Here is a 26878-nt window from a genome sequence, read left to right as displayed (position 1 = left end):
CCACAGTCTTGGCCCCGCGAATTCTCCGGAGCCATGGTGAAACACATCAAGAAATCCCGGCGAAGGCCGGGGAGAAGGAGAAAAAATGTCTCAGGTTACCCGCAAGGCGTGGACGAAGCTGATGGACCGCGTTCTGCCGAGCACCACGGCCGCGGCCGGCTGCGCCCCGGGCTGCGACAAGGTCTGGAAGACTTCCGGTGGCCAGGCCTACCAGGTGACGTGCTGCTACCGCCCGAACTGCTCGTACTACTGCTACTGATCGAGCCGAGTCGAAGGGCCGGTCCGTTCCCACGGACCGGCCCTTCGGCCGGTACGCGACCGGTCACGGCCGGCGAGAAAAGGGGCCCGCATCCGGGATGCGGGCCCCTCCTGCCGTCCGGTGGGCATCATGGGACCGGAACGAAGTCCCCGGAGCGCAGCGACGAGTCGCGCTTCAGTATTTGCGCGTGCAGGGTGCGCAGTTCCTGGCCCGGCTCGTCCCCCAGCCTGGCGATCATCTGCCGGCGTATCGCCCGGAAGCAGTCGAGGGCCTCGTTCTGCCGCCCGCTCCGGTACAGCGTGATCATCAGCAGCCCGGCGATCCTCTCGTCCAGCGGGTGGTCCGCCGAGAACCGGTGCAGGACGGGCAGGTGTTCGTCGCAACTGCCGCTGGTCAGGTTCACGTTGACCAGGCTCACGATGGCCGCACGGTACTCGTGTCCGAGTGCGGTGCGCACGGAATCCGCCCAGCTGGAACTGTGCCCGTTCATGGGCGTCCCGCGCCACAGGGACAAGGCCTCGTCGAAGAGCCGCAGGGCCTCGGCCGGTTCACCGGCGCGCGCGTGGTGCTTCGCGCGCTGGACGGTCTCGCGGAAACGGAACAGGTCGATGGCGTCGTCGTCGCAGGACAGCAGATAACCGCCGCGTCGTCTGTTCACCTCGATGGGCGCACCGCCGTCCGCGGCCTCCCGAAGGGCCTTCCTGAGCCGTGCGGCGTGTGTGTACAGCGTCTGCCGGGGGTGCTGGGGCCAGGCGGAATCCCATATGCGGTCGACCATCGTGTCGTCCGACACCAGATCGTTCGGGTTCCATGCCAGGGATGTGAGCAATCGACGGGCCCCTTCGGGTATGTCGACGGGCTCCCCTTTGCTCGTGCGCACTTCCACACAGCCCAGCAATTGAATTCTCATGGTGTGACCCGCCATTTCCATGGGGAGTGGGAACGGCCTCATTGTTGTTCGTGGTGTGCATGGCGGCTGCATGGAACGTGCATGGGCGGCGCCGGCGTAGCACGCACAAGAAAATGCCCACCCCCTCGACAGGAGGGGGCAGGCATACGGAGTCCGGCTGGATGGGGAAAGCGTGGCTCAGGCCGGGGCGGGCTCCGGCGCGGAGGGTGCCGGACGGCGTGGATCGATCGCCATCAGCCGGGACACGCTCTGTGTCGCGTACGAGACCGTCCCGTCCCCGCCGACGACAAGGTAGGTGGGCCAGGACGAGACCTTCAGCCGCGCGACGAGCGGGGAGGTGGCCGAGGCCGGAAGGACCCGGGTGAACCGCAGCAGCTCCGCGGGTACCGAACCGCGGGTCACCTCGTCAGCGATGACCACCGATACGGCTCGCTCGGGCGGAATGGCGTTCCGCCGCAGATACCGCACATACCGCGGAAGCTGTTCCTTGCAGCCGCCGCAGTCCAGCGACATGAACGTCAGCAGCCACGGTTCGCCGCCGCCCGTCGGGGCACGCCACGGGGCGCCGTCGAGGTCCATCAGATCGAGGTCGTCGGGTACGGTCGCGCCCGCCTGCACGTCCGTACCGCGCGGCGCACGGACCTCGGCGCCCGCCAGCACCTGCCGCACCCGGAGCGTGAGCGCCACCGCCACCGCACAGCCGCAGCACGACAGGAGAAGGGCCACCAGGGCGAACGCGATCAAGACACCACCTCGTCGAGCCGGGTGGACAGGGCGAGTTCGGGAAGCGAGCCGACGGACTCGGTGGAGTGGCCGACGGTGCCGTCCGGGGAGACGACCAGGTACGTGGGCCAGATCCGCACACCGAGGCGATCGGCGAGCGACTTCGCCTCGTCGTCGTGCACGATCGTGGCCAGATCGCCAAGGGCGGCCGCATACGGGCCGAGTTCCGCACGGGCGCCGGAGATGACCGAGATCACGCGCTCGCGAGGCAGCCCGCTCTGCTGCAAGTACTGGCGGTACGCAGGCAGTTGGGCCTCGCACCCGCTGCAGGTGACCGATTGGAAGGTGAGGATCCAGGGACCGTCCTGCGCGGTGGGCAGGGTGACGGGCCGCCCTTCGGAGTCCAGCATTTCCCCGACGGCCGGCAGCGGCGTGCCCGTCGGTACGGTCGGGGGCGCTTCGGGTGCGGCGCCCGGCTGGAACATCCCCTCCTCGATGAGGGGATCCAGGGTCTTCTTCACGCGCAGCGCCACGCTCATCGTGAGGGCGACGCTCAGACAGGAGACGACGATCGCTGTCAGGGCGATGGAAACAAGCACGTCGTGCCCCTCTCACCCGTGGATGCGGCGGTGGTCGCCGCGGTTGGGCAGGGCAGGCCGGCTCAGCCGGCCGATCGCGTGTTTGATCATCGAGACTCCCTTTTTCGCTTCCGGGTGGCTCATGGAGCCCGGAACTCATCATGGGGACGGCGCATGTCCCGGACCTTTCCGCGGTATTTCCATGCCTTACGCCCGGGGCGGACCCGCCCTCAGATGCCGTCGCCGGAAGCCGACTTGCGGAAGGTGATCTCGCAGGCGCGCAGGGTCAGTGCCGCCGCACAGGAGAAGACGAGGGTCTTGGCCAGCTCCCTCAGGACGGCGCGCGGCAGGTTGGCGCCGCTGTCCGAGATCACGGCTCGTGCTGCCTCGATGCCGTCGCTCATCGGCATCACGTGACCGATGGCCGCGAGCCAGCCTGGCAGCGCGTCCAGCGAGATGTTGACACCGCAGACGAGCAGCATCAGATAGGACGCGAAGTTCGCCATCAGCATGGCTTCCTTGGACAGCAGCCCCACCGCCCCGATGAGCAGGCCGAACGCGCCGCATGAGGTCGCCGACACCAGCATGACGAGCAACAGCGCAGGAGCCTGCGCCGCCGTGACCTCGACATCCGTGAAGAGCATGCCCACCCCCAGCATCAGCAGGCTCGTCAGAAACCCGATGCCGATGGCGGGGAGGACCCGGCCGACGAACATGATCGTCCGGTTCGCCGGGGTCGCGAGGACCGCGCTCAACGTCCCGTTCAGACGCTCGCCCTGGATCGACATGGCAGGCGCGAACAGGCCCGCGATCGCACAGGACTGCACCGCGTTGCCCACGGCGTAGTACGAGGTGGGGTGCACACCGGCGTAGTGGCCCAGGTGGACGAACCAGAGGAGCTGGACCAGGGGGACCCCGACGACGGTGGGCAGGAAGGCCGAGGGCCGCATCCAGCTGAACAGGGCCAGGTGGGACCGCCAGCCCGCGACGAGGAGGAGCCGTAGATTCATCGCAGCGAGAGCGTTCCTGCGGATCGTGCCAGCCATTCGAACCTCCTCATGAGGAAGTAGGTGAGGACGCCGTACAGCAAGGCGAGGGCCAGGCACAACGCCGCGCCGGGCAGCACGCCGGACGCGCCGGTGGCAGCGCCGGTCAGCGCCTTGACGCCCCAGGTGGGGGCGAGGGCGTAGGAGACGTACCGCAGAGGTTCCGGCAAGGCGGTGACGGGGACCAGGATTCCGCTGAGCATCCAGACCGGGTACTCCAGCAGGTTGGCGAGCGACTGGGCCGCCGGGTACAGGACGAACAGAGAGGCGAGCAGGAAACCGAGCAGCCCCAGCGAGAGGGTGGTCACGGGCAGGGCGATCAGGAATTCGGCCGGCGAGGCGATGTGCGGCTGCATGCCGAAGAACAGCGCGCTGCACAGGAGCGTCGCGACCAGCGAGTAGAGACCGAGGGACGCCGTCGCCAGGGAGAACGGCAGTACGGTGAGGAAGCTCGCCGCCGGGCTCGCCACCAGGAGTTCCAGGACTTGCATGTGCCGGAGCCGGTTGATCGAACTGCCCGAACCGGTGACCGTCGCCGACCACATGCCCATCAGACCCGCGCTGAGCGCGATGACCAACGGACCCTGGCCGCGCGGGGAACCATGGAACATGAAGTGCGCGATCGACGCGAAGATCAACGGCAGCACGATCACCGTGAACAGGTAGATGCGCGAACCGGTCAGCTGCCGCACCTCGAACCACCAGGCGCGCAGCAGCCGGAAGCCGGCTTGGCGCACCGAACCGGCGGTCTCTGCCGCCCTCACCGTGGTCCCTCCCGTCGCCCGACGAGGGAGATGTAGGCGTCCTCCAGGGTCGGCTCCCGCTGTGAGAACTGCAGGATCGACAGGCCGTGCAGCTCGGCCAGAACCGCGTCGACGTGGTCCGAAACCCGCGTGCAGTACACCTCGAGGCCATGGCTGCCGTCCTGTTCGGACACGCTCAGGGACTCCACCGCGGCCAGCCGCCGCAGACGTTCCGTGTGCGTGTCCTGAAGGCCCACCACCCGCAGGGACAACACGCTCTGCTCCTCGGTCTGCTTCTTCAGCGATTCCGGGGTGCCCTCCGCGATCTTCACGCCGTCCTTCAGCACGGCGACCCGGTCGCACAGCTCGTCGGCCTCGAACATGTAATGCGTGGTCAGCAACACCGTGCGACCGGTCCTGACCTGCTCACGCACGAGGTCGCGCAGCTGGCGCGCACCGACCGGATCGATGCCGTTGCTCGGCTCGTCGAGGATCACGACATCCGGATCGTGCAGCAGCCCGCGGGCGATGTGCAGGCGCTGCTTCATGCCGCGGGAGAACGTCTCCACCCGCTTGCGCTCTTTCCCGGCGAGGCCGACCGTGTCGAGGAGTTCGGGGATCCGCCGACGTTGTACGCGGTGGGGTATCCCGTACAGGTCGGCGAAGAGGGCCAGGTTGTCCCGCGCCGACAGACGGGCGTACAACCCCGCGTCGCCGCCCAGGATCACCCCGACGCGGCGGCGTACGCTCTGCGCGCGTGCCACCACGTCCTCGCCCATCACGCGTGCGCTGCCGGACGTCGGCAGCAGCACCGTCATCAGCATCTTGACGGTGCTGGTCTTGCCCGCGCCGTTGGGCCCGAGCAGTCCGAACATCTCCCCGTGCCCGATCCGCAGGGTGAGCCCGTCCACGGCTCTGTGCCGGTCGCGGCCGTAGACGCGGGTGAGTGCTTCCGTCTCGATGGCGTACGGAGCTGCCCGATGGTCTGCCATGGTTCCTCACGGTCTGAGCGTCAGGGGGAGTGTTTCGAATCCGCCGTACAGGGAGTTGGTGCTGACCTCGGCCGGGTTGCCGGTGCCCGTGAGCGCGGCCTTCGGGCAGCGCGCCCTGAACTCCTCCAGGAAGACTCTTGCTTCCAGGTGGGCCAGGCCCGCCCCGAGGCAGAGGTGGCGCCCCGCACCGAAGGCGAGCACCGGCGCCGCGGGGGAGTCCGCGCTGCGCAGCGAGATCAGGAGCAGCTGATGGGCCCGTATCCGCGCACCGAAGAACTCCGTGTCGTGCTTGGCCATGCGCGCCACGAAGTTGATGGGCGGAGACCTGCGCAGGGTGGCCTCGATGAGGAGGGCGTCGTCCTGCGGGGCGTCGGACGTGACCACGGCGTGCATGAGGCTGCCCAGCAGACGCGCGGAGGTCTCAAGACCGCCGAACAGCATCATGGTGTGCGCGGCGACGTCCTCGCGCAGTGACTGTTCGAAGTCGTGTCCCGGACCACGAGCCGGATGCGCCCGCAGTGCGGCTTCGACGAACTCCGCCATCTCCCGCACGGACCGCTGGGCCGCCGTCGCGTGGTCCGGCCGGTACACCGCGCCGACGAACCGGGCGATGTCCACGGACCACCGGCGCAGGTCGTCCGGCGCCGCGTCCTGAAGACCGAGGGCCTGCCCGATCACGGTCGCGGCAACGGGGTGGGCGACGTCCCGCATGGCCTCGACGCTCGACGGGAGGCGGTCGAGCAGGTCACCGACCGCGCTCCTGATGCCGGGTTCCAGCCCTGCGAGCACCGCGCGGGTGAACCGAGGCCGACATGCGCGTCGCTCGGCCGTGTGCTCGGGAGGGTCGTGGTCGACGAACCACCGGCGCAGTATGTCGAGCAGGAAGCCGCACTCCTGCTTCGTCCGCTCACTGACGAACATGCTGAACGAGGGCCCCAGCGTCGCGGAGCCGAAGACATCGTCGATCAGTGCGCGACGGCTCGCCTCGGGGGCGTCGATCAGCCAGTACTCCCCTTCGTCCACCCAGGTCACCGGCTGCCGAGCGGATGTGGACGCCTTGTCCCTCACCGGCGCTCAGCGCTCCCGGGCGGCGGTGACCCGCCGCGTGAAGTCGGACAGGCGCGGGTGGGCGAACACCTCGGCCAGGCCGATGTCGATCCGGAACCGGGAACGAATCTCGCCGACCATCCTGGCGGCCAGGATGGAGTGCCCGCCGATGCCGAAGAAGTCGTCGTCGGGGCCGGGGGAGGTGCCGGTCAACTCCGCCCAGACCCCGGCTATTTCCTGCTCCGCCGCGCCGAGCGGCACGCCTTCCGGCGCCGGGGCGGCCCGCCCTGCCGCCGCCAGTTCCAGGAGCGCCCCGCGGTCGGTCTTGCCGTGCGGTGTCAGGGGGAGCGCGGCGATCCGATGGATCTTGGTCGGCACCAGGTGGCCGGGCAGTTGGGCCCGTGCCGCGGTGCGCACCTCGTCCTCGGTCGCCGTGCCGGTGCAGAAGGCGTACAGGGTGGTGCCGGTGACGTCCTCGACCGGCAGACAGACGGCGTGGGTGACACCCGGCACGCTCAGCAGCGTCTGTTCCGTCTCGGCCGGTTCGACGCGATGGCCGCGGATGCTGACCTGTTCGTCGGAGCGGCCGACGAACTCCAGGTCGCCTTCGTCGTTCCAGCGGCAGATGTCGCCCGTCGCGTACCGGCGCAGTCCGTCGGCGTGGACGCGGAACCGCTCCCGGGTCAGGTCGGCGTCGAGCCAGTAGCCGTCGGCGAGCTGGACGCCCCCGATCAGGAGCTCCCCCTCTTGCCCCGCACCGGTGATCACGGCCCCCTGCTGGTCGACGAGCTGTACGGTCACGCCGGGCAGGGGCCTGCCGATCGAGGGCAGGCGCGCGCCCTTCTGCGTGCGCAGGTCCTCGCTCGCGGTGGTCACGACCGTGGCCTCCGTCGGGCCGTAGTGGTTGTGCACGGCTGCCGGGTAGTCCGCCGGCGGGCGGACACGCAGCCGGTCCCCGCCGGTGAACAGCTTGCGGAGAGGATCGGGCGCCCGTTCCATGGCGAGGAGTTGTTCCGCCAGGGGCGTGCTGAGGAAGCACTGTTCGATCCGGTGCTCCTCCAGGAACCGGTGCACGGCTGCGATGTCCCCGTACAGAGGCGGCCCGTCGGGCAGGCAGAGGGTGGCGCCATGCCCCAGGGCCGCCCAGGTCTCCCACACATAGGCGTCGAAAGCCAGACCCGCGAACGCGGCGACCCGCACTCCGGGCGCTGTCCCATAGGTCCGGCCGTGCCAGGTCAGCAGATGCCCGAGGCCGGTGTGCGGGACGGCCACCCCCTTCGGCTCGCCCTGGGAGCCCGAGGTGAAGAGGACGTAGGCCGTGTCGCCGCTCTCCGGCCGCAGCGGTGCGTGCGCCTGCACGTCGGAGGCGTCCACGGTCCGCACGCCGTCGAAAGCGGCACGCTCCGGGCCCTGCTGGGTGAGGACGACCTCGGTGCCGGACTGCTCCAGGAGCTTTCTGATGCGTTGGTCGGGCAGCGCCGGATCCAACGGCACGAAGAAGCCGCCGGCCCGCCAAATCGCCAGTTGGGCCACGAGACCGGTGATGCCCCGCTCGAAGTGGGTGCCGACCGGGCGGTCCGTCCGGAACTCGCGGGTGTCCTGTATCCGGCCCGCCAGTTGGTGGGACTCCTCCCACAGCTCGCCGTAGGTGAGGGTCCGCGGACCGCACTCGATCGCGGGGCGGTCCGGCTGGGACACGGCTCTCTGCCGCACCAGGTCCAATACGGTGCGCGCGCCGGTGGTTTCCACGGCTCTTCCCTTCAGTCTCTGGTGAACAAGGGCTGGACCACGAGCTCGATCGCGTACTCAACAGGGGCGATCGCCCAGCTCCACGAGCAGTGACCGGTAGTGCTCGGCCACCGTCCTCGCCGTCTCTCGGGTGACGTGTCCGGGCTTGTGCCGGATGTCGATCAGCAGCCGGGCGCCGTCCAACGGCCAGACCTCACAGGACAGTTCGTGCATCGCCGCGTTCGGTGCGACCCGGAGGGGTGAGACCGCGCAGCCCCCGAGACGGAGCGGGGCGGGCGGGGTGTTCTGATACGCGAACATGGTCTGGAACAGCGGATTCCGGCCCGTCTGCGGTGGGCGCACGGCGCGTACGACGTCGGAGAACGAGGCCTCCTGATGGTGGAAGGCCGCCTCCACCGCACGGCGCACCGCGGGCAGCAAGGCGGAAGCCGGCCGGGCCGCGTCCCCGAGCGGCAGGCGCAGGCACAGGACATCGATCAGGCAGGAGAGGGCACGCAGGGAGAGCGGGCCCGGACGCCGGACCACGGGCACCCCGATGCCGAAGTCCCGCTGTCCCGTGCTCCGCGCCACGGCCTCCGCGTAGCAGGCCAGCAGAGCGGCGAAGTCCGTGCTCCCCGCCGCGGCGGCCACCGCGCGGATGCGAGCGGTCACCTCGGGGCCGACCACGAACTCCACTGCTTCGGCCGCCTCGCACCCACCCGGACCCGGCCGGGCCGCGGACAGATCGGGAATGCCGGTCAGGAGCTCTTTCCAGTACGCCGTCTGCGCGCGCCAGTACGCCGTCTGCGCGCCGTCCTCGCCGGGCCGCCCGGCACGCAGACACTCGTCGTGGATCTCCCCGAGGGTGGGGGCCGGGTGCCGGAAGCGGGGGCTCCGGCCGCGCGCCCTCGCCCGGTAGGCACGGGTGATCTCGGACAGGAGCAATGCCTGGGACCAGCCGTCGACGGCCACATGGTGAACGGAGATGCCCAGGAACCCCTCCCGCTCGTTCACGGGCGCGTAGACGCATCTCCAGATCTCCCCGCGGCCGAGGGCGAACGGCCGGAGCAGCGTCTCCTCCACGAGGGACCGGGCATCGTCCGCGGACTGCGGCCCGGCGGTGCCAGCCGGAAATTCGACCCGCAACTCGACTGCACCATCGCCCACTTCGGCCACCGGGTGAGGGGCCAGCCGGTAGACGGTGCGCAGCGACTCATGCCTGCGCTGGACGTCGTTGAGCGCACGTTCCAGGGCCGGGACGTCGAGAGGGCCGCGCACATGCCACAGCAGCGGGCAGACGGTGGACGAGTCGGAGGGATCCAGCTCGTGCTGAAGGACGAACGCGGCCTGCTGCGGGGTCAACGGCACGCCGGTGCCACTGGACAAGGGGGGCGAGGGAGATACGGCCGTGCGTGTCGGCGGCCGCCGGTGCGCGTCACTCAGCAGCCGGGCGAGACCGTTCGGCGTGGGGTCGAGGAGGAACTGCGCCACGGACAGCGGGCGTTCGAGCCCGCTCGACAGCCGCGAGCACAGTCGAATGGCGTCCAAAGACGTGCCGCCGAGGGAGATGAGTGTGGAAGTGGCACGGGCGCCGGAACCGAACAGCGAGCGGAACTCCGCCAACGCGAGTGAGTCCCAACCACCCGACGGAACACCGTCGTTGGGGCTGCACGCCGACGCCTCACCGGCCTCCGCCGCGTGCGGACCGTGCGCCGAGCCGGCCAACAGGGCCCGGAAATCGGCTTTTCCCTGCGGCGTCAGCGGGATGGCGTCGACCAGTTCGACCCGGTCCGGCACGCTGTACGGAGGCAAGGTCCCGGCCAGCAGCGTGCGGACCTCCGCGACCCCCTCGCGCGGTCGCACGGCGGGCGCGGCCGCACAGAACAGGACGACTGAGTCGTACGCCCCGCCGTCGCCCCGAACCGGCACGGCGACAGCGCTGCCGACCCACGGCAGCGACAGGGCGACCTCTTCGACGGCGGCGGGCTCGATCCGGTGGCCGCGCACTTTCACCTGCCGGTCGACCCGTCCCACGTAATGGAGGATCCCGTCGTCGGTGGTGAAGCCCAGGTCGCCCGTCGCGTAGAGGCGTACGTCCTGCCCCTCGACACGCCGGACGGGGAAGTGCGCGGCGCTCTTCTCCGCATCGTCGAGGTACCCGAGGGCGAGCCCCTCCCCGCTGACGCAGATCTCACCCGTCTCACCGGGGCGGCACGGCCGCGCTCCGTCCAGCACATGGACGCGGGTGCCGGGCACGGCCCTGCCGATGGGGACACCGCTGCCGCGCTCGCAGTCCGCGGGGCCCACCCGGTGCGTCGTGACGAACACGCACGACTCGACCGGGCCGTATCCGTTGGTCAGTCGCACCGTCGGGTGGGCGCGCAGGAAGAGGCGCACGTGGTGCGGCGAGAGCCGCTCGCCGCCGGTCAGCACGTGGCGCAGGCCCCCGAAGACGGGCAGGCACTCGTCGATGAAGGCGTTGAACAGCGACGCCGTCAGCCAGAGAGTGTCCACGCCCTGGTCGCGCACCATGCGTGCCAGAGCGGGCGTCGTGAGGTAGTGATCCTCCACCAAGGCGACGGTGCCCCCGGTGGTGAGCGGGCCCCAGATCTCCAGCGACGCGGCGTCCCAGTGCAGCGCCGCGCCGCCGGCCGTCACATGACCGGGGCCGAAGTCGGCGAAGGTGCCGGGCCCGAACAACCGGGTCGTCGCGCGATGCGGTGTCACCACTCCTTTGGGCTCGCCCGTGGTGCCCGAGGTGAAGAAGACCGTCGCGGCGTCGTCCGGACGGCATGCGACGCGGGGCGCGTCGGTCCGGTCCCGGCGTCCGGGTGTCCAGACCGGAACGGGGAGATCGAGCGGGACGTCGGCGACGGCCAGCGGCGCCCGCAGGCGCTCCACCGCCCCGTGCAGCCGCCTTTGCGGCCACCGCGCGTCCAGGGTGGCGTAGGCGGCCCCACAGGTGAGCACGGCGAGTACGGCCGCCACGTAGCGCGGACTCCGCGCCATGACGACGGGGATGTGCTGGCCCGGACGCACACCGTGCTCGCTCAGTGCCGCGGCGTACGCGGCGGTGAGGCCGGCCAGTTCGCGGTACGTGACGCGTTCGTCCCCCTGGACGATGGCCACCGCGTCCGGTCGAACGCGGGCCTGATGCGCCACCGACTCGTGGATCAGGGGACTGTGCGGGTGCCCGGACACCTCAGATGCCGGCTGCGGCATGACGCGGTTCACCTCGTACGTGCAGATGCGCGAGCCCATGACCCGCGTCGAGGGCCGGTGCCGACGGTGGCCGGACGACGGCCGCGCTGCGCCACACGGCGTGCAGCCGGCCGAGAACGGCCCCCGTCTCCAGCCGCGCCAGCCCCGCGCCCAGGCAGTAGTGGGCGCCGTGACCGAAGGCGAGGTGGCGCTTCACCGCCCGGCCGAAGGCCAGATGATCCGGGTCGGCGAACACGTGCGGATCGCGGTCGGCGGTCCCGAGCATGAGCAGCACCAGGTCGCCCCGGCCAATGGTGCGGCCCGGGACCTCGACGTCCGCCAGGGCCAGTCGTGCCACCTGCCCGACCGACGTGTCGAAGCGGAGCAACTCCGTGACCAGGGCGTCCGGTTCGACCTCACCGAGGCGTGACCACGCGTCGGCGTGCAGCAGCGAACGCACCGCCTTGCCGATGAACGTCGACGTGGTCTCGAAGCCGGCGTAGACGAGCAGGGCCGCCGTGTCGGGGACGTCGGCGGCCTCGATGGCTCCGCGGCGGTGCGCCGTGTGCAGCACGTCCAGCCCCGATCCCTCGGGGAAGTCCCCTGCGGAGCCGGCCTCGGCGACCACGGCGGCGATCTCGGCCAGGGCGCGGCGCCCCCGCTCGACCACGTCGGGCCGGTAGTCCGCGACGAGCAGCGCCGCCAGGTCGTCGGCCCAGCCGCTGAGCAGGGGAGCGACACCGGCGGGCAGCCCCAGGAGACGGCAGATGATGCTGCTGGAGAGCGGGACCGCGACGTCGGTCACGATGTCGAGCGTGCTCCTGCCCTCCGGCACGAGTTCCGCCACCCGTTCCATGACGTACGGGCGCAACTCCGCCAGGCGTTGTGCGGAGAACAGCGGCGCGACGAGCCTGCGCATGTCCGCGTGGCCGGGCCCGTCACGGAACATGAACCATCCCCGGACCAGCTCGGCGGCCCGTGCGCCCGAGGCGGAGGACGCCGACCCCGATTCCTCGTGCAACCGGGTCCTGCCGCCCTGCTGCCAGGCCGATGACAGTGCCGGGTGGCCCAGGAGGCGCCGTACCTCGTGATGACCCGTCACGAACCAGACGCCCAGGACGTCGTCGCGGCGCACCGGCTCCTCGTCGCGGAGAAGCAGATAGTCGCGGCACGGGTCGGGGGTGCGGGGGGAGGGTGCGGCCTCTTCCGAGTGTGCCTGGTACGGGCATCCGGATGTCCGGTCGCTGCCGTCACGCATGCCGCAGCACTCCCGCCACGGACCGGACGACCTCGGCCTCCGCCGCCGCCAGGAAGAAGTGGTCCCCGGCTATGCGCACCGATCGGAAGCCACCGGTGGTGTACTGCGCCCACTCCTGGACGGCATCGGCCCCGACACTGTCGTCCAGCGTTCCGGTCAGTGCGAGGACGGGGGCGGAGATCTTCGCCTCGCGGTCGGCCCGATAGGTGTCCAGGATCTTGTAATCCGCCCTGAGCGACGGCAAATAGAGCGCGAGCAGCTCGTCGTTCTCGAGCAGTTCGGCCGGGGTCCCCTGGAGAGCACCGAGATGCCGCTTGAATTCCTCGTCGGAAAGAGTGTGCACCGGCGGGCCCTGCGGCACCTGGTGCGGCGGTAGGCCGGCGGAGACGATGACGGCGGCGGCGGGGGGCGCCCCGCGTGCCTGCAGCGTTTTGGCCAGCTCGAAACCGAGGACGGCGCCGAAGCTGTGGCCGAAGATCGCGTAGCTGTCGGTCCCGCTCTCGGCCCCGCTCTCCTTGACGGCCGTGGCGAGATGGTCCATCAGTTCGTCCAGCTCGGAGATCGGAGGGCGGGTGCACAGGGTGCCCCGGCCGGGCAGCTCCAGCGGAACCAGCTCGATCGAGTCGGGGAGGCGGGCGCTCCAGCCGCTGTACATGCGCGCGGAACTTCCCGCGTAGGGAAGGCAGTAGAGCTTCATGAGGACCCCCGCCGTATCGCTCTTTCGGCAATTCCGGCGATGGTGGGGTTGTCGAAGATGTCCTGCATGGCGAACCGGAAGCCATATCCGACCGTGAGCTGCTGTTGCAGCTCGGCGAGGAGAATTGAGTTCCCACCGGCCTCGAAGAAGTTCTCCGTCCGGTCCGGATCGGTGGTCGCCAAGGTTTCGCACCATGCCCGGGTGGCGATCGCCTCCGCCCGCGTCGGTGAGAGGTCAGGCATGAACGCCCCCTTCCGTCGTGGCGTTTCCGACAGCGAGTATCCGCCACTTGAAGTGGGCCGGAAAGAGAGGGAAAGGCGGAGAGAGACGGCGGACAGGTCACGGGCATTTCCCGGAAATCCGCGGGAAAGAATTCAGAAAGGCCCGTGCGGGAGAGTCGGCGGAGCGAGAGGGTCCGGCAGCAGGAGGGCGTCCGCCACCGGCCGGACGCCGCGCGTTCCCGTCGACGGGGCACCGGAGGTCAGGGCGCGTCGATGGAGGCGATGACTTGGAGGGCGCTCTCATGGACGAGGCGTTCGCCGGACGCCCGGGCGAGACGCCGCGCGTCCTCGGCGGCCTCGCGGGCCTGCTCGAGAGCGCCGAGCGCCTGATGGGAGCGGGCCGTCAACAGACGCAGACGGGCCAGGAGGAACTGCGCCCCCTTGAGCGCGACCGTCTCGGCCTTGGCCGCCTCGCGAAGGGCCGCTTCGGGATCCCGGTTCGCGAGATGCCATTCCCCCGTTCCCCACGACACGGTCGTACGGCCGATGGTCTCCCCGGTCCGCTCCACGATGCGGCGCGCTCGCGCCAGATGAGCCGCCGAGTCCTCCAGGCGTCCGTCGGCCCGGTCCACCGCCGCCAGGCCCACGAGACACGCCGTGCGGCAGTTGTCGTTCTCCACCTGATCGGCGATCTCCAGGGCCCGCGTGAACATCTCCGCTGCCTGTGCGGACCTCCCCGCATCGGCGTGCACCATGGCCAGCGTCTCCAGCGAAATGGCCCGCGCATAGTCCGAGTCGGCGGCCGACGCGGTCTTGAGGGCCTCGCTGAGCACGGACTCGGCCTCGTCGAGCCTGCCGATGCGCTGGCACACCAAGCCGCGGTTGACGAGCACCAAGGCGTGGAAGTGGGGCGTGCCGCAGGCCAACGGAAGGGCCTCGTCGAGCGCTTGACCGGCTTTCTCCGGTTCGCCGAGGACCAGGTAGGCGGAGCCGATGTTGCTCAGCGCGGCGGCCTGGTCCGAGACGCGTCCCACGACCTTGAACAGCGCGACCGCCTGCCGGTAGTAGACCAGGGCCTCGCGAGGTCGCCCGAGCTGCTTCGTCCCGACACCGATGCCCTGCAGTGCCACGGCCTCCCCGTACGGCCACTCCACCTGGCGCGCCAGATGCCGGGCCGCACCGTACTCGGCCAGTGACCCGGGCAGATCTGCCGCGCGCCACCGGGCCGCTCCCAGGGCCAGCCGCATGGACGCACATCCCAACAGATCGTCTTCCCGCTCCGCGGCCTGCACCGCGAGCTCCGCGAGCCGGATCCATTCGGCGAGCGAGCGACGACGTTGCAGCAGATCGTGCAGGGTCGCCACGAGCTGCCACGCGGCACGGGCGGGGCCGTGCTTGGCGGCGTGGCTGATGGCCGCGGCCAAGTCCTCCCACTCCTGATCGAACCACGCGAGTGCGTCGGCCCGGTCGGCGAAGGCGGGCGGGTCGGCGTGGTCCGCGGGGGGCCCCAACGGCGTACGGGCCGTGCGCAGTCCGCACGCTTGAACCGCGTGGAAGCAGCCGTGCAGATAGTGGTCGAGCACCCGGCGGGACGCCGCCCGCGCTTCACCCGGCGGGTCGTCCTCGTGCAGATGGGCCGCCGCGAACTCGTGCACCAGATCGTGCCAGGCGAAGCGCCCGCCGCCGACCTCCCGGACCAGGTGCACCCTGGCCGCCGCCATCAGCGCGTCCTCGGCCTCATCGCGCGTCATGGCGGCCCCGGCGGCGGCGGCCGCGGTCGACCGGCCCGTGCTCGCGACCGCGCCGAGGCGGCGGAAGGCCACCTGGGCGGCCGGCGGCAGCTTCGAGTAGGTGAGGTCGAGGGCCGCCCGGACCGCGAGGTCACTGTCGCCCTCGACCCGCAGCCGCGTCAGCCGGCCACGGTCGCTCAACTCCTTGACGTACTGCGCGATGGAGCCGCCGGGCTGCTCGGCGATGCGGGACGCGGCGATGCACAGTGCGAGCGGCAGCCGCCCCGAGAGTTCGACGAGTTGTCCGGCCGCGGCGGATTCGCAGGCCACCCGCTCCGTGCCGACGACGCGTTCGAGATAGGCGTACGCGTCATCGGGGGAGAGCATCTCGCAGGTGATCCGATGCGCCCCCACACCCGCGGTCAGCCCGCTGAGCCGATCCCGGCTCGTGACGAGGACCAGCGACTCGGAGACACCGGGACACAGCGGGCGCACCTGCTTGGGGGCGGCCGCGTCGTCGAGCACGATCAGCACCCGCCTGTCGGCCAGCAGCGTCCGCAGCAGGGCGGTCTGCCCGTCGGTGGAAACCGGGATCTCGGGAGCCGGACACCCCAGCCCCTGCAACATGATCGGCAGGGCCTCCTCGACCGGCATGGGGCCCGCCCGGTCGAAGCCGCGCAGATCCAGGAAGAGCTGTCCGTCCGGGAAACGGTCGGCGACCCGGTGCGCCCAGGACACGGCAAGGGCGGTCTTGCCCGCGCCGGCGGCGCCGGCCAGCACGATCAGCTTCTCGGAGCGGTCCAAGGCGGCGTCGAGCTGTGCCAACTCGGTGTCGCGGCCGCCGAAGTGGTGGGTGGACAGCGGGAGCTGGCGGGGCACCCTGACCGCTTTGTCGGTCGCCGTCTTCGGAGCCGCCGTCTCGGGCGCCGCCGCGCGGGCCGGAGACGGGAGGCCGGACAGGAGCGAACCGTGCAGCGCCGCTGTCTCGGCCGAGGGCTCGACGGCCAGCTCATCGACAAGCCTGCTGCGCAGCTTTCGGTAGACCTCCAGGCCTTCCGCTGTGCGGCCTTCGCGGTGCAGGGCCCGCATGAGCAGGGCGTGCGGGCGCTCGCGCAACGGATGTTCGCGCGTGAGTTGGGTCAGCTCGGCCACCGCGGTGCCGGCCTGGCCGCACTCGATGGCCGCTTCCCAGCGGGCTTCCACGGAGGTGTCGCGCAGCGCGATCAGACGCTGTTTCTCGGGCACGGTCGGCAGATCCTGCAGAGGAGCACCGCGCCAGAGGGCCAACGCGCTGTCGAAGCGCCGCAGGGCGAGGCTCCAGGCTTCGTGCGCCAGCGCCGATATCCCGGCCGCGGTGTGGGTCTCGAACCCGATGATGTCGAGGTGATGAGGGTCGATGCGGAACACATACCCCGACGGCCGTGTCTCGATGGCCGCACGGGCGTCGGGGCCGAGGGCGCGGCGGACCTCCGTGACGAGCGCACGCAACCGGGCGGCCGACGTGGCGGGCGGGGTCTCGCCCCACAACCTGCGCTCCAGAGTCTCGACGGATACGGGACGGTTCGCATCCAGGAGCAGCGCGGCGGACAGCCCGCGCTGGCGTCCGGTCAACTGCACCGGTCGGTCGCCGACAGCCAATTCGAAGGGCCCCAGCAAACGGGCTCTCACCGAAGCATGATGCATGGGTGAACCGTAACCCCGGGCCCGGACCGGCTACCTGTGCAGGTCAGCCCGGCCTGACACGGGCTCGGCCCGGTGCGGAAAGGGCCGTCCCCGGGGCGGCTCGGACGCCGTGATCGCACCGGCCCCGGAGTCCCGAAGTCTCGGAGTCCCGGAGACGCCGCCGCACCCCATCCCGACCCGCTGAGCGGCAGGTCTGACGGGGGCGGCGGCATGCGCACATCAGATATCCCGGAACGTCTCGATCTGCGCGCCCACCGAGTTCAGGCGCTCCGCCAGGTCCTCGTAGCCGCGGTTGATCACGTACACGTTCCGCAGGACCGAGGTGCCCTCCGCCGCCATCATCGCGAGCAGGACGACCACGGCGGGGCGCAGTGCCGGCGGGCACATCATCTCGGCGGCGCGCCAGCGGGTGGGGCCCTCCACCAGGACCCGGTGCGGGTCGAGGAGTTGGAGGCGGCCGCCGAGGCGGTTGAGGTCCGTGAGGTAGATCGCCCGGTTGTCGTAGACCCAGTCGTGGATCAGCGTCTTGCCCTGCGCCGCCGCCGCGATGGCCGCGAAGAAGGGGACGTTGTCGATGTTCAGGCCGGGGAACGGCATCGGGTGGATCTTGTCGATCGGCGCCTCCAGCTTGGAGGGCCGCACGGTGAGGTCGATCAGGCGCGTACGGCCGTTGTCCGCGGGGTACTCCGCGGTGCGGTCGTGGTCCAGGCCCATCTCCTCCAGGACAGCGAGCTCGATCTCCAGGAACTCGATCGGCACCCGGCGGACCGTCAGCTCGGACTCCGTGACGACCGCGGCGGCCAGCAGGCTCATTGCCTCGACCGGGTCCTCGGAGGGGGAGTAGTCCACGTCGACGTCGATGGTGGGGACGCCGTGCACGGTCAGCGTGGTCGTGCCGATGCCCTCGACCTCGACGCCGAGCGCCTCCAGGAAGAAGCACAGGTCCTGGACCATGTAGTTCGACGAGGCGTTGCGGATGACGGTGGTGCCCGCGCTGCGCGCCGCGGCGAGCAGCGCGTTCTCGGTGACGGTGTCCCCGCGCTCGGTGAGGACGATGGGGCGGTCGGGGCTGACGTCGCGCGACACCTCGGCGTGATACAGCCCCTCGGTCGCCGCGATCTCCAGACCGAACCGGCGCAGCGCGATCATGTGTGGCTCGATCGTACGGGTGCCCAGGTCGCAGCCGCCCGCGTACGGCAGCTTGAAGTGGTCGAGGCGGTGCAGCAGCGGGCCGAGGAACATGATGATGGAGCGGGTGCGGCGCGCGGCCTCCGCGTCGATGGCCTCCATCTCCAGGCGGGCGGGCGGCACGATCTCCAGGTCGACGCCGTCGTTGATCCAACGGGTGCGTACGCCGATGGAGTTGAGGACCTCCAGGAGGCGGTAGACCTCCTCGATGCGGGCGACGCGGCGCAGCACCGTACGGCCCTTGTTGAGGAGGGACGCACAGAGCAGCGCCACGCACGCGTTCTTGCTCGTCTTGACGTCGATGGAGCCGGAGAGCCGGCGGCCGCCGACCACCCGCAGGTGCATCGGCCCGGCATAGCCGAGCGACACGATCTCGCTGTCGAGCGCCTCGCCGATCCGGGCGATCATCTCAAGGCTGATGTTCTGGTTGCCGCGCTCGATGCGGTTCACGGCGCTCTGGCTGGTGGAGAGCGCCTCGGCGAGCTGCGTCTGTGTCCAGCCCCGGTGCTGCCGGGCGTCACGGATGAGCTTGCCGATGCGTACGAGGTAGTCGTCTGCCATGCGTCGCAGGCTATCTCAGATATGAGATGAAGAGCGCGCCAGGGTGGGCCAGATGGGGAGCGGCCGTCCGGTGGGTGTTCCGCGGGCCGTCCCGCGCCCGGCAGTTCGGCCGCACCCCTGCCCGGCCATGGCGCCCGGGGCGGTCAGCCGCACCCGCACGAGGCGTGCCGGCCGCCGTGCACCGACGCGTACGACGTGGGCCGGGGCCCCGCCGCCGCCCGCGTCACCCGGGCGGCGGCCGCGCGTCCTGCCGACGACTGCGCGTCGTGCACCACTGTGCCTCCCACCAGCGTCATGCGCACGTCGACAGAGCTGATATCGGCCACCGGACACCGCGTCACATCGCGGTCGAGGAGCACGAGATCGGCCGCCTTCCCCCTCTCCACGGTGCCCGTGAGGTGGTCGGAACGCAGTTGCCGCGCGGTGCCCAAGGTGTGCATGAGCAGGGCGGACGTCCGGCTGATCCCTTCCTGGGCGCGGTAGAGGTCGCCCTCGCCCTCCATGCCCTCGCGGTCGGTCGCGGTGCGGATCTGGTTCCAGACCTGCAGGGGGTCGACCGGCCAGTCCGAGCCACCCGCGAGCGCCGCGCCCCGCTCGCGCAGACTGCGCGCCGGGTACAGCCATCGGTGGCGTGCCGCGCCGATGTAGGGCCGCAGCGCGTCCATCGTCCAGATGTTGCGGGTGGCCCACTGGAGCTGCATGCAGGCGACGACGCCGAGCGCGGCGAAGCGGGGGAGGTCGGCGGGGTCGACCAGTTGGAGGTGGGCAGTGGTGTTGCGCAGATCGCGGCGGCCGGTCTTGCGCAGGGCGTACGCGTATCCGTCGAGGGAGGTGCGCACGGCGCGGTCGCCGATGGCGTGGGCGTGCATCTGCCAGCCCTCGGCGTTGAAGGCGGCGCTCAGCCGGCCGTAGTCGGCGGACGACACGTACAGGTCGCCGCGGTGGCCGGTCGGCCTGCCGTCCTCGTCCAGGTAGGGCGCAAGGAGCGCGGCGGTCTGGGCGGGATACTCGATGACCCCGTCGAGGAAGACCTTGACCGTGCCGAAGCGCAGTCCGCGTACGTCCTTGAAGTCCGCCCGCAGCTCCTTCGCGTACGCGAGCGCCGCGGCCGGGTCCTTCGTCAGCTCGGTCCCGATGCGCAGGGCGGGCACGATGCGCTGGGGCAGCCGCCCGGACTCGGCGAGCCGCTGATAGACCTTCAGCTCGTCGCGGCCCACCACGGCTTCCATGAAGGTGGTGATGCCGGACGCGGCGGCCTCGGCGAAGATCTTCGCGGCGGCGTCCGCGAGGCGGGTCGCGTCCGGCTCGGGGATGTGCCGGGAGACGAGCGGCTGGGCGTCGTCCTTGAGCACGCCGGTGGGCTCGCCGTCCGCGCCCCTGACGATCGTGCCGCCGACCGGGTCGGGGGTGGCCGCGGTGATCTTCGCGATGTCGAGGGCGCGCTGATTGGCCCAGAGGTTGTGGCCGTCGCCGCCGCGCAGGGCGATGGGACGCCGGGTCGGCAGGGCGTCCAGCAGGGAGTGGTGCGGGGCCGTGCCGCGGGGGAGCAGCCCGACCGGGTTCCAGTCCTCCACCACCAGCCAGCCGTCCGGCTCCTGCTCCGCGGAGTCCGCCAGGAACCCGGTCAGGGTCTTGCGCAGCTCTTCGACGGTCTGCTCGGCGCTCGCGAGGGAGGGCCGCAGGGAGCGGTTCGCGGCGTCCATCGGGTGGGCGTGCCCGTCGTGGACGCCGCTCATGAGGGTGCCGCCCCGGGCGTCGACGACCTCGGTGTCGCGCCCGGCGAAGCGCTTGACCACGGCGTCCGTGCCGACGGCGAGGATCCGCCCGTCGCGGCCCACGGCCACGGCATCGGGCCTTCCGTGGCCCGAAGTGCCGGTGAAGACACGGGCGTTGTGTACGACGAGGGCGGCGGACCTGCGCCGTGTGGACGCCGGGGCGGGTGCGGGTGCGGAGGCCGCGGCGGGCCCCGCGGCGGCGACGAGCCCGACGGCGCCCGCGGCGGTCGCCGCACCGGCCGCCGTGAGCAGGCCGCGCCGGGAGAGCGGGGGGACGGGCGGCTGGGACGGCTGGGACGGCTGGGACGGCTGGGACATGGCCACACTCCAACGCGTAGGGGAAGCGAGTGGAGGGAACCCTCGACGAGTAATCCGTTAACCAGAACCCGCCGCGAGCCACGGATTCCGTACGATGAGCCGCGTGCCAGGGCCGACTCTCGCCGACATAGCCCGCGCCGCGGAGGTTTCGACGGCGACCGTCTCGCACGCCCTCAACGGCACCGGCCGGATCGCCGACGCCACCCGCCGCCGGGTCCGCGACACCGCGACCCGGCTCGGCTACGGCACCCCGGGGCCGCCGCGCTGCCGCACTCTCGGCATCGCCGTCACCACGTTCCCCGCCGCCTGGAACTACACCGAGATCGCCTACTTCTCCCGTGCCGTCACCGCGGCCACCTCGGCGGCCCACGCACGCGGTTACGCGCTCACCACGCTCCCCGCCGACCGCGCCGCCGACGACTCCTGGCACGGTCTCGCCGTCGACGGCATGCTGATCGTGGACAGCCCGCCCGGCGACCCGATGGTCCGCGCCCTGCGCGCCCGCGGCATCCCGCTCGTCTTCGACGGCCTGCCCGGCGACCCGCGCCCCGGCGACCACTGGGTCGACAACGACCACGAGGCGACCACCCGCACGGTCCTCGACCACCTCGCCGCCGCCGGCGCGCGCCGCCCGGCGCTGCAGGCGGGCAACGGCGACGAGCACTACGCCCGCGCGGTGACGGCGGCCTACGTGCGGTGGTGCGCGGAGCGCGGCGCGGCCCCGCTGATCGTGCCCTTCGCCCCCGCCGACGACCGGGGCCACGCCTTCGACCCGCTGCTGACGGGTGCGCACCGCGCCGACGCGGTCTACGCGGCGTACGACCCCGGCGGCCGCCAGCTCCTGGCCGCGGCGGCCCGGCACGGCCTGCGCGTCCCGGACGACTTGCGCCTGGTGTGCGCGAGCGAGGACCTGGCCTACGCGACGACCGACCCCCCGGTGACCACGGTGACCCTCGCCCCGGAACGGGCGGCCCGCGCCGCGGTGGCGACCCTCGTCGACCTGATCGAGGGCACGGGCACGCCGCCCCCGGGGCTGGTGGTCGTACCCGCCGGCCTCGTGGTCCGCGCGTCCTCGGTCCCGTGGGTAACCACGGTGACCCACGCCCCCGGAACGGGCGGCCCGCGTCCTGGCCCCACCGCCCGACGGAAGCGCTGACGCCTCAAGATCATTACATTGCCGGGCGTGTCTGTGCCCGTCACAGCGTCATCCACCCGACGGGTGCCGGGCTCGACGCGCCGCGAGTCGCACTGACACAAATCGTCAACTGATTGATTCTCACGGCTCTGGTCGCTGTCCCGGTCCTGCGTAGGGTTTCAAGAAGACGGCAGTGCGGCATTTGCGCACTCGATCTGCTGCAGCGCCGAGTGTTCAGGCGTACCCACGAGAGAAGGAAACACATCCCTTATGCGCGCCCTTGTGGTCGATCACAGTGGGGCCGGACCCGTCCGGTTCGCCGATGTCGATGAGCCCGTACCGTCCGCCGGTGAGGCGCTGGTGGAGATACGGCACATCGGTCTCAACTTCGGAGAGCTGAATTACGTGGACCAGTGGCCGGCCGGCGCCGTGCACGGTCACGACGCGGCCGGCATCGTGGTGCGCGCCGCATCCGACGGCTCGGGGCCGCCCGAAGGTACGCGCGTCGCGGTGGGAATGGCTCCCCACGCGTGGGCGGAGCGGGTGGCAGTCGGTCCCGCCTCGCTCGGCACCGTCCCAAAGAGCGTGGATCTGGCCGACGCCGCCGCGCTGGGGATCGCCGGCGTCACCCCATTCCGGGTGCTGCGCACGCGTTCCCTGCTGGCGCGCAACGTGCTGATCACCGGCGCCAGCGGGGGCGTGGGGCACTTCGCCGTCCAACTGGCAGCGCTGGCGGGCGCCCGGGTGACGGCACTCGTCGGTTCGCCGGAGCGGACCGCCGGACTCCGCGAACTCGGCGCCGACAAGGTCCTGACCGACCTGGCCGAGACCGGGGACCGGTTCGACCTCGTCCTGGACACGGTCGGCGGACCACTGGTGGCCCAGGCGTGGAGTTCCCTCGCCGAGGGCGGCACCCTCCACCTGGTCGGTTACTCCTCGGGACAGGAGACCACGTTCCCGTCAGGTGCCTTGTTCGGCTTCGGCGAACCCCGCAGCATCGCCACCTACGGCGACATGACACCGACCGGCGGGGAGCTGACGGACCTGCTGGGCCTCATGGCCGCCGGGAGGCTCTCGGCGCCGGTCGGACTTCGAGGCCACTGGCACGAGGTGGGCGACGCCGTCCAGGCGCTGTTCGCGCGGAAGGTGCACGGAAAGGTCATTCTTGACGTGGCCTGACGCTGTGGACCAGGACACATGCGCCGTCGCCCGCCGGGGGCGGCTCGCGGCGGCGGACGAGAATGGACCCATGGATGTACTGGCGGAGGTCTTGCGTGTTTCGGGTGCGCGTGGGGCGCTCGGGGTCATGCTGAAGGCTGGAGGAACCTGGGGCCTGTGGCTGGACTCCTCTCCAGGAGCGGCACTGCACGTGGTGTCCCGCGGCACCATGTGGCTCCACGTCACGGGCGAGAAACCTCTTCAGGTGCAGGCCGGGGACGCCGTCCTGGTGCCGCCGGGCACCGCACACGGGATAGCCGGCGGCGCCGGCGTGACGATGGGCTCCTGCGACCGTGAAGAGGCGGCCCGGGCTTTTGGCGATGGCCGTGCCCTGAGGCTGGGCTCGGCGCCGGTGCAGACGGAAGTGATCATCCTGCACTACGAGCAGGACCCGGAGGTGCGCACACCGGTGCTTACCTCCTTCGCTCGGCCGATGCACGTCACAGCCCGGGAGAACGCGCAGTTCAGAAGGACCGTCGAACTTCTCGCTGCTGAGCTCGCACAGCCGCAGTTCGGCACCACCGCCGCCATCAACAGCATCGTCGACCTTCTGCTCGTCCAGTTCGTACGTGCCTGGCTTGACCGCCATCCGCAGGAGCAGTCCGGCTCATGGCTGGGAGCGATGCGTGATCCGGTCGTGCGCGACGCTCTCGCGTGTGTCCACGCCCAACCGGGACACCCCTGGACCACGGAGACCCTGGCCGCCGCGACGAGCGTCTCCCGGGCGACGCTGTCCAGGCGTTTCCGGTCCGCCCTCGGACAGACGCCGGGCGCGTACGTGACGCAGTGGCGCATCGACCTGGCGTCCGTCCGGCTCCGAGATACCGATGAGCCGGTCGAGTCGATCTCCGGCGCGGTCGGATACGGCTCTCCGCACGCTTTCAGCCGTGCCTTCAGACGTGTCCGAGGCACGGCCCCGGGCGAGTACCGCTCTCGACTTCGCAAGTTGCGCGACCGGCCTCGGACTGGTGGGCTCGCATGTTGAGGTGACGCGTATTGGCTGACCGGGTTCATCGGCTGTCCGGGCTGGCGGCCGGGGAAGAGCCACGGTGAGCTTCTGCTGCCGGCGTAGGGCAGGTGCTGGCACGACTGGATGTATGCCCGCATGAGGTCAGCGACGGGCTCCGGAAGCGGGGACGGCGGATCTCCCAGCCGGACGGCGCCGGTGGCGCCGTCGTCGAGGATGTCGTCAACCGTGAGGCGGACGATGCGGGTGACGGGTTGGGCGTAGAGGAGGACGAGCGCGGCGGCGATCCGGGCCCGCAGGGGCAGGGAGTCGGCGTTGAGGGTCCGCCGGAGAACTGCGAGTCGGCGATGCTGGTGCAGCGGCGCCTGGTCCTGGTTGATGACCTGGTAGTCGTACCCGCCGGCCTCGTGTTCCGCGCGTCCTCGCCCCGGCGGTCGAAGGCGCCCTGAGCGGACGGACACGCCCCGGGGCTCACCCCTCGCGCACAGCCCCGCCGATCACCGAGACCACGACCTTGCGGACCGCCTCGGGTTCCGGGGGTCCGTTCTCGTGCCCGGCGAAGAGCAGGTGTCCGGCGCCGGTCAGGGTGAGGGCGAGGGTGTCGACGTCGGCGTCCGGGGCGAGCCGGCCGAGGTCGCGCTCCGCCGTGAGGTACGCGATGAGGACGGCGGCGGCCTCCGTCAGCAGGGGGATCCCGATCGGCGTGGTGCGGCGCAGCCGCGTCCGCAGCGCGTCCCGCGAGGTGATCAGGCCCAGGACGCCGAGGGCGACGGGCCCGAACAGCTCCGTGAGCGCGTCGGTGAGCCGGCCGGTGACGGAGCCGGTCCCGGCGACGGCGCACAACGTGGCGCCGCGCGCGTCGAGCCGGCCGATGCGGTCGAGCACCAGCTCGGCGAGGAAGGCGTCGAAGTCGGCGAAGTGCCGGTGCAGGACGCCCTTGGCGCAGCCCGCCTCCTCGGTCACCGCGCGACTGGTCAGCGCGTTCGGTCCGGCGCGGAGCAGGACGCGTTCGGCGGCGCCGAACAGCTGCTCGCGCACGTCGCGGAGGGCCACCCCGGTCGGCGCCATACGTTCTCCTCTGCCCTGTAGCCGTCTTGCTCGTCCGACGGTTCGTGTCCGCATGACCTTGCTGATTGTGCCGCCCGCGCTGACCGCGCTGACCGCGCTGACCGCGCTGACCGCGCTGACCGCGCTGACCGCGCCGCCCGCGCCCGACCCGTTGACGAGTGGGCACGTGCCCACTCACAGTGGGCGCATGCCCACTATCCCGGAGAACGAACCCCACCGTCAGCGCGGTATCGCCGAGTCCTTCGGCGTGGACGCCGAACGGTACGACAGGACCCGGCCCCGCTACCCGGACGCCCTGATCCACCGGATCGTCGGCGACGGCTCCCCGCCCGCCGTCCTCGACGTCGGCTGCGGCACGGGCATCGCGGCCCGCCAACTGCGGGCCGCCGGCTGCTCCGTGCTGGGCGTCGAGCCCGACGGGCGGATGGCCGAACTGGCCCGGCGGCTCGGCGTCGAGACCGAGGTGGCGACGGTCGAGGAGTGGGACCCGGCGGGCCGCCGCTTCGACGCGGTGGTCGCGGGCCAGGCCTGGCACTGGGTGGATCCGGTCGCGGGGGCGGCCAAGGCGGCGCGGGTGCTGCGGCCCGGCGGGCGCCTCATGGCGTTCTGGAACGTGCACGAGCCGCCGGCCCCCGTTGCGGACGCGTTCGCCACGGCCTACCGGGAGGCGGCGCCCGACTCACCGCTCGCCGCCCGGGCGACGACGACGGCCACCACGACCGCGACCGCGACAGCAACCACGACCGCGACGGCCACCGAGGACGCGTACCGGCTCATCCTCGGCAAGGCGGCCGACGGAATCCGGCGGGCGGGCGGTTTCACGGAACCGGAGGAGTGGCGCCTGACCTGGGAGTGCACGTACACCCGGGACGCCTGGCTGGATCAGCTCCCGACCCAGGGCGCGCTCACCCGCCTGCCCGCGGAGGCCCAGTCCCACGTGCTGGCCGCGGTGGGCAGGGCCGTCGACGCGATGGGCGGCAGCTTCACGATGCGGTACGTGACGGTGGCGGTGGCGGCGGAGCGTAGGGGCGAGGCCTGACGGGCGGGTCGGCGGACGACCGTCATCGGCCGTCCGTCATCCGCTGTCCGTATCCGTCACCCGCCATCCGTCACCCGTGATACGTCATCCGTCAGGGCGTCGGCGCCGTGAGATACCGCTGGACCGTGGGCCCGAGCCAGTCCACGATCTCCTCGCGGTCGAGCGCCACGCTCGCCGGGAACCGCAGCACGTAGCGCGTCAACGCGAGCCCCAGCACGGTCGAGACGCACAGTGCGGCCCGCGCCCGCGCCTGCTCGGGGTCGTGGCCCAGCCGCTGGGCCAGCGGGATCATCTGGTCGCGCAGCACGCTCTCCATGCGAGCGGCGGCGGCCGGATCGGTGGCGCCGACCCGCATCAGCGCGGTGAGCTCACCGTTCTCCTCCCACAGGGTGAGGAAGTGCCGGACCAGCGTGCGGCCGATCTCCTCGCGCGGTTCGAGGGGCAGGCCCGGCAGCCCAGGATCGATCGCGACGGCCGCCGCGAACAGGCCCGCCTTGTTGCCGTAGTAGCGCATCACCATGGACGGGTCGATCTTCGCGTCGCGCGCGATGGCCCGGATGGTCGCCTTCTCGTAGCCGTCCGCCACGAACCGCTCGCGGGCCGCGTCGAGGATGGTGGCGCGGGTGGCGTCGGAACGCCGTGCGGCCTGCTGGTTCTCCGTGGTGCCGGTCATGCCAACAACGTAGACCAACGGGTGTTGACAGTCCAGGGCGGCGGCTCTACGTTTGCCAACGCCGTTGACCAACAGTGTTGGCAAACGGACGTTGGCGAGATCGTGCTCGCCCAGGTCTCG

General features: G+C 71.4%; 23 protein-coding genes. 6 read left to right on the top strand and 17 right to left on the bottom strand.

Going from position 1 to position 26878, the window contains the following annotated elements:
* Positions 1-85: 85 nt before the first annotated feature.
* A complete protein-coding gene (locus ACFYO9_RS20105) occupies positions 86-259 on the top strand; it encodes a hypothetical protein (protein ID WP_358775302.1) in 174 nt (57 codons plus the stop codon).
* 127 nt (positions 260-386) lie between these two features.
* Here the strand turns inward: ACFYO9_RS20105 and ACFYO9_RS20100 are convergent, their stop codons facing one another.
* The 15 genes from ACFYO9_RS20100 to ACFYO9_RS20030 all read right to left on the bottom strand — a co-directional run bounded on the left by ACFYO9_RS20100 (position 387) and on the right by ACFYO9_RS20030 (position 20658).
* Positions 387-1169: an AfsR/SARP family transcriptional regulator gene (locus ACFYO9_RS20100; protein ID WP_358775300.1), complete on the bottom strand. Its 783-nt coding sequence runs from the start codon at positions 1167-1169 to the stop codon at positions 387-389.
* A 177-nt stretch (positions 1170-1346) separates the two neighbouring features.
* Complete coding sequence (locus tag ACFYO9_RS20095; RefSeq protein WP_358775298.1) at positions 1347-1913, bottom strand: hypothetical protein; 567 nt, start codon at positions 1911-1913, stop codon at positions 1347-1349.
* Positions 1910-2491: a redoxin domain-containing protein gene (locus tag ACFYO9_RS20090; RefSeq protein WP_358775296.1), complete on the bottom strand. Its 582-nt coding sequence runs from the start codon at positions 2489-2491 to the stop codon at positions 1910-1912. Before ACFYO9_RS20090 ends, ACFYO9_RS20095 begins: the two co-directional genes overlap by 4 nt.
* A 209-nt stretch (positions 2492-2700) precedes the next feature.
* Complete coding sequence (locus ACFYO9_RS20085) at positions 2701-3516, bottom strand: ABC transporter permease (protein ID WP_358775294.1); 816 nt, start codon at positions 3514-3516, stop codon at positions 2701-2703.
* Positions 3477-4280 (bottom strand): ABC transporter permease, encoded by an 804-nt coding sequence (locus tag ACFYO9_RS20080; protein ID WP_358775292.1) that lies wholly within the window; start codon positions 4278-4280, stop codon positions 3477-3479. The genes ACFYO9_RS20085 and ACFYO9_RS20080 overlap by 40 nt, the downstream gene beginning before the upstream one ends.
* Positions 4277-5251 carry an ABC transporter ATP-binding protein gene (locus tag ACFYO9_RS20075; RefSeq protein WP_358775290.1) on the bottom strand — a complete coding sequence of 325 codons (975 nt, stop codon included), beginning with the start codon at positions 5249-5251 and terminating at the stop codon, positions 4277-4279. The genes ACFYO9_RS20080 and ACFYO9_RS20075 overlap by 4 nt, the downstream gene beginning before the upstream one ends.
* Before the next feature lie 6 nt (positions 5252-5257).
* Positions 5258-6274, bottom strand: coding sequence for a hypothetical protein (locus ACFYO9_RS20070; RefSeq protein WP_358775288.1), 1017 nt, complete (start codon positions 6272-6274; stop codon positions 5258-5260).
* A gap of 51 nt (positions 6275-6325) precedes the next feature.
* Positions 6326-8047 (bottom strand): non-ribosomal peptide synthetase, encoded by a 1722-nt coding sequence (locus ACFYO9_RS20065; protein ID WP_358775287.1) that lies wholly within the window; start codon positions 8045-8047, stop codon positions 6326-6328.
* Between the two features lie 57 nt (positions 8048-8104).
* On the bottom strand, positions 8105-11248 hold the full coding sequence (locus ACFYO9_RS20060; protein WP_358775285.1) for an AMP-binding protein: 3144 nt from the start codon (positions 11246-11248) through the stop codon (positions 8105-8107).
* Positions 11229-12485 carry a cytochrome P450 gene (locus ACFYO9_RS20055; RefSeq protein WP_358775283.1) on the bottom strand — a complete coding sequence of 419 codons (1257 nt, stop codon included), beginning with the start codon at positions 12483-12485 and terminating at the stop codon, positions 11229-11231. The genes ACFYO9_RS20060 and ACFYO9_RS20055 overlap by 20 nt, the downstream gene beginning before the upstream one ends.
* Positions 12478-13182: an alpha/beta fold hydrolase gene (locus ACFYO9_RS20050; protein ID WP_355804906.1), complete on the bottom strand. Its 705-nt coding sequence runs from the start codon at positions 13180-13182 to the stop codon at positions 12478-12480. Before ACFYO9_RS20050 ends, ACFYO9_RS20055 begins: the two co-directional genes overlap by 8 nt.
* Positions 13179-13424 carry an acyl carrier protein gene (locus ACFYO9_RS20045; RefSeq protein ID WP_355804909.1) on the bottom strand — a complete coding sequence of 82 codons (246 nt, stop codon included), beginning with the start codon at positions 13422-13424 and terminating at the stop codon, positions 13179-13181. The genes ACFYO9_RS20050 and ACFYO9_RS20045 overlap by 4 nt, the downstream gene beginning before the upstream one ends.
* A gap of 239 nt (positions 13425-13663) precedes the next feature.
* Positions 13664-16801 carry a BTAD domain-containing putative transcriptional regulator gene (locus ACFYO9_RS20040; protein WP_358775281.1) on the bottom strand — a complete coding sequence of 1046 codons (3138 nt, stop codon included), beginning with the start codon at positions 16799-16801 and terminating at the stop codon, positions 13664-13666.
* Positions 16802-17035: 234 nt separating this feature from the next.
* Positions 17036-18565 carry a UDP-N-acetylglucosamine 1-carboxyvinyltransferase gene (locus tag ACFYO9_RS20035; protein ID WP_355804936.1) on the bottom strand — a complete coding sequence of 510 codons (1530 nt, stop codon included), beginning with the start codon at positions 18563-18565 and terminating at the stop codon, positions 17036-17038.
* Positions 18566-18708: 143 nt separating this feature from the next.
* Positions 18709-20658: an amidohydrolase gene (locus tag ACFYO9_RS20030; RefSeq protein WP_358775279.1), complete on the bottom strand. Its 1950-nt coding sequence runs from the start codon at positions 20656-20658 to the stop codon at positions 18709-18711.
* A 94-nt stretch (positions 20659-20752) separates the two neighbouring features.
* Between ACFYO9_RS20030 and ACFYO9_RS20025 the strand changes: the two genes are divergently transcribed.
* The 4 genes from ACFYO9_RS20025 (at position 20753) to ACFYO9_RS20010 (ending at position 24427) form a co-directional block, all read left to right on the top strand.
* Positions 20753-21814 (top strand): LacI family DNA-binding transcriptional regulator, encoded by a 1062-nt coding sequence (locus ACFYO9_RS20025; protein ID WP_358775278.1) that lies wholly within the window; start codon positions 20753-20755, stop codon positions 21812-21814.
* A 249-nt stretch (positions 21815-22063) separates the two neighbouring features.
* Positions 22064-22972, top strand: a complete 909-nt coding sequence (locus tag ACFYO9_RS20020; protein WP_358775276.1) for a zinc-binding dehydrogenase — start codon at positions 22064-22066, stop codon at positions 22970-22972.
* A 70-nt stretch (positions 22973-23042) separates the two neighbouring features.
* Positions 23043-23996, top strand: a complete 954-nt coding sequence (locus ACFYO9_RS20015; protein ID WP_358775274.1) for an AraC family transcriptional regulator — start codon at positions 23043-23045, stop codon at positions 23994-23996.
* Between the two features lie 92 nt (positions 23997-24088).
* A complete protein-coding gene (locus ACFYO9_RS20010; protein ID WP_358775273.1) occupies positions 24089-24427 on the top strand; it encodes a hypothetical protein in 339 nt (112 codons plus the stop codon).
* Positions 24428-24449: 22 nt separating this feature from the next.
* On the opposite strand, the gene ACFYO9_RS20005 is transcribed toward ACFYO9_RS20010, so the two are convergent.
* Positions 24450-25046, bottom strand: coding sequence for a TetR/AcrR family transcriptional regulator (locus ACFYO9_RS20005; protein WP_358775271.1), 597 nt, complete (start codon positions 25044-25046; stop codon positions 24450-24452).
* Between the two features lie 187 nt (positions 25047-25233).
* Between ACFYO9_RS20005 and ACFYO9_RS20000 the strand changes: the two genes are divergently transcribed.
* Positions 25234-26085, top strand: a complete 852-nt coding sequence (locus ACFYO9_RS20000; RefSeq protein WP_358775360.1) for a class I SAM-dependent methyltransferase — start codon at positions 25234-25236, stop codon at positions 26083-26085.
* Between the two features lie 91 nt (positions 26086-26176).
* Here ACFYO9_RS20000 and ACFYO9_RS19995 read toward each other — a convergent pair whose 3' ends face one another.
* A complete protein-coding gene (locus ACFYO9_RS19995) occupies positions 26177-26758 on the bottom strand; it encodes a TetR family transcriptional regulator (protein ID WP_358775269.1) in 582 nt (193 codons plus the stop codon).
* Between the last annotated feature and the right edge of the window lie 120 nt (positions 26759-26878).

Origin of the sequence: Streptomyces sp. NPDC005863 (assembly GCF_042871345.1) — a bacterium.
GTDB lineage: Bacteria > Actinomycetota > Actinomycetes > Streptomycetales > Streptomycetaceae > Streptomyces.
This window is presented reverse-complemented; position numbering and strand designations above follow the sequence as displayed.

Coding starts and splice junctions, on each gene's coding strand:
- ACFYO9_RS20105 (WP_358775302.1), top strand. CDS start 86: ATGTCTCAGGTTACCCGCAAGGCGTGGACGAAGCTGATGGACCGCGTT.
- ACFYO9_RS20100 (WP_358775300.1), bottom strand. CDS start 1,169: ATGAGAATTCAATTGCTGGGCTGTGTGGAAGTGCGCACGAGCAAAGGG.
- ACFYO9_RS20085 (WP_358775294.1), bottom strand. CDS start 3,516: ATGGCTGGCACGATCCGCAGGAACGCTCTCGCTGCGATGAATCTACGG.
- ACFYO9_RS20075 (WP_358775290.1), bottom strand. CDS start 5,251: ATGGCAGACCATCGGGCAGCTCCGTACGCCATCGAGACGGAAGCACTC.
- ACFYO9_RS20060 (WP_358775285.1), bottom strand. CDS start 11,248: ATGCCGCAGCCGGCATCTGAGGTGTCCGGGCACCCGCACAGTCCCCTG.
- ACFYO9_RS20055 (WP_358775283.1), bottom strand. CDS start 12,485: ATGCGTGACGGCAGCGACCGGACATCCGGATGCCCGTACCAGGCACAC.
- ACFYO9_RS20050 (WP_355804906.1), bottom strand. CDS start 13,182: ATGAAGCTCTACTGCCTTCCCTACGCGGGAAGTTCCGCGCGCATGTAC.
- ACFYO9_RS20045 (WP_355804909.1), bottom strand. CDS start 13,424: ATGCCTGACCTCTCACCGACGCGGGCGGAGGCGATCGCCACCCGGGCA.
- ACFYO9_RS20035 (WP_355804936.1), bottom strand. CDS start 18,565: ATGGCAGACGACTACCTCGTACGCATCGGCAAGCTCATCCGTGACGCC.
- ACFYO9_RS20030 (WP_358775279.1), bottom strand. CDS start 20,658: ATGTCCCAGCCGTCCCAGCCGTCCCAGCCGTCCCAGCCGCCCGTCCCC.
- ACFYO9_RS20025 (WP_358775278.1), top strand. CDS start 20,753: ATGAGCCGCGTGCCAGGGCCGACTCTCGCCGACATAGCCCGCGCCGCG.
- ACFYO9_RS20020 (WP_358775276.1), top strand. CDS start 22,064: ATGCGCGCCCTTGTGGTCGATCACAGTGGGGCCGGACCCGTCCGGTTC.
- ACFYO9_RS20015 (WP_358775274.1), top strand. CDS start 23,043: ATGGATGTACTGGCGGAGGTCTTGCGTGTTTCGGGTGCGCGTGGGGCG.
- ACFYO9_RS20005 (WP_358775271.1), bottom strand. CDS start 25,046: ATGGCGCCGACCGGGGTGGCCCTCCGCGACGTGCGCGAGCAGCTGTTC.
- ACFYO9_RS20000 (WP_358775360.1), top strand. CDS start 25,234: ATGCCCACTATCCCGGAGAACGAACCCCACCGTCAGCGCGGTATCGCC.
- ACFYO9_RS19995 (WP_358775269.1), bottom strand. CDS start 26,758: ATGACCGGCACCACGGAGAACCAGCAGGCCGCACGGCGTTCCGACGCC.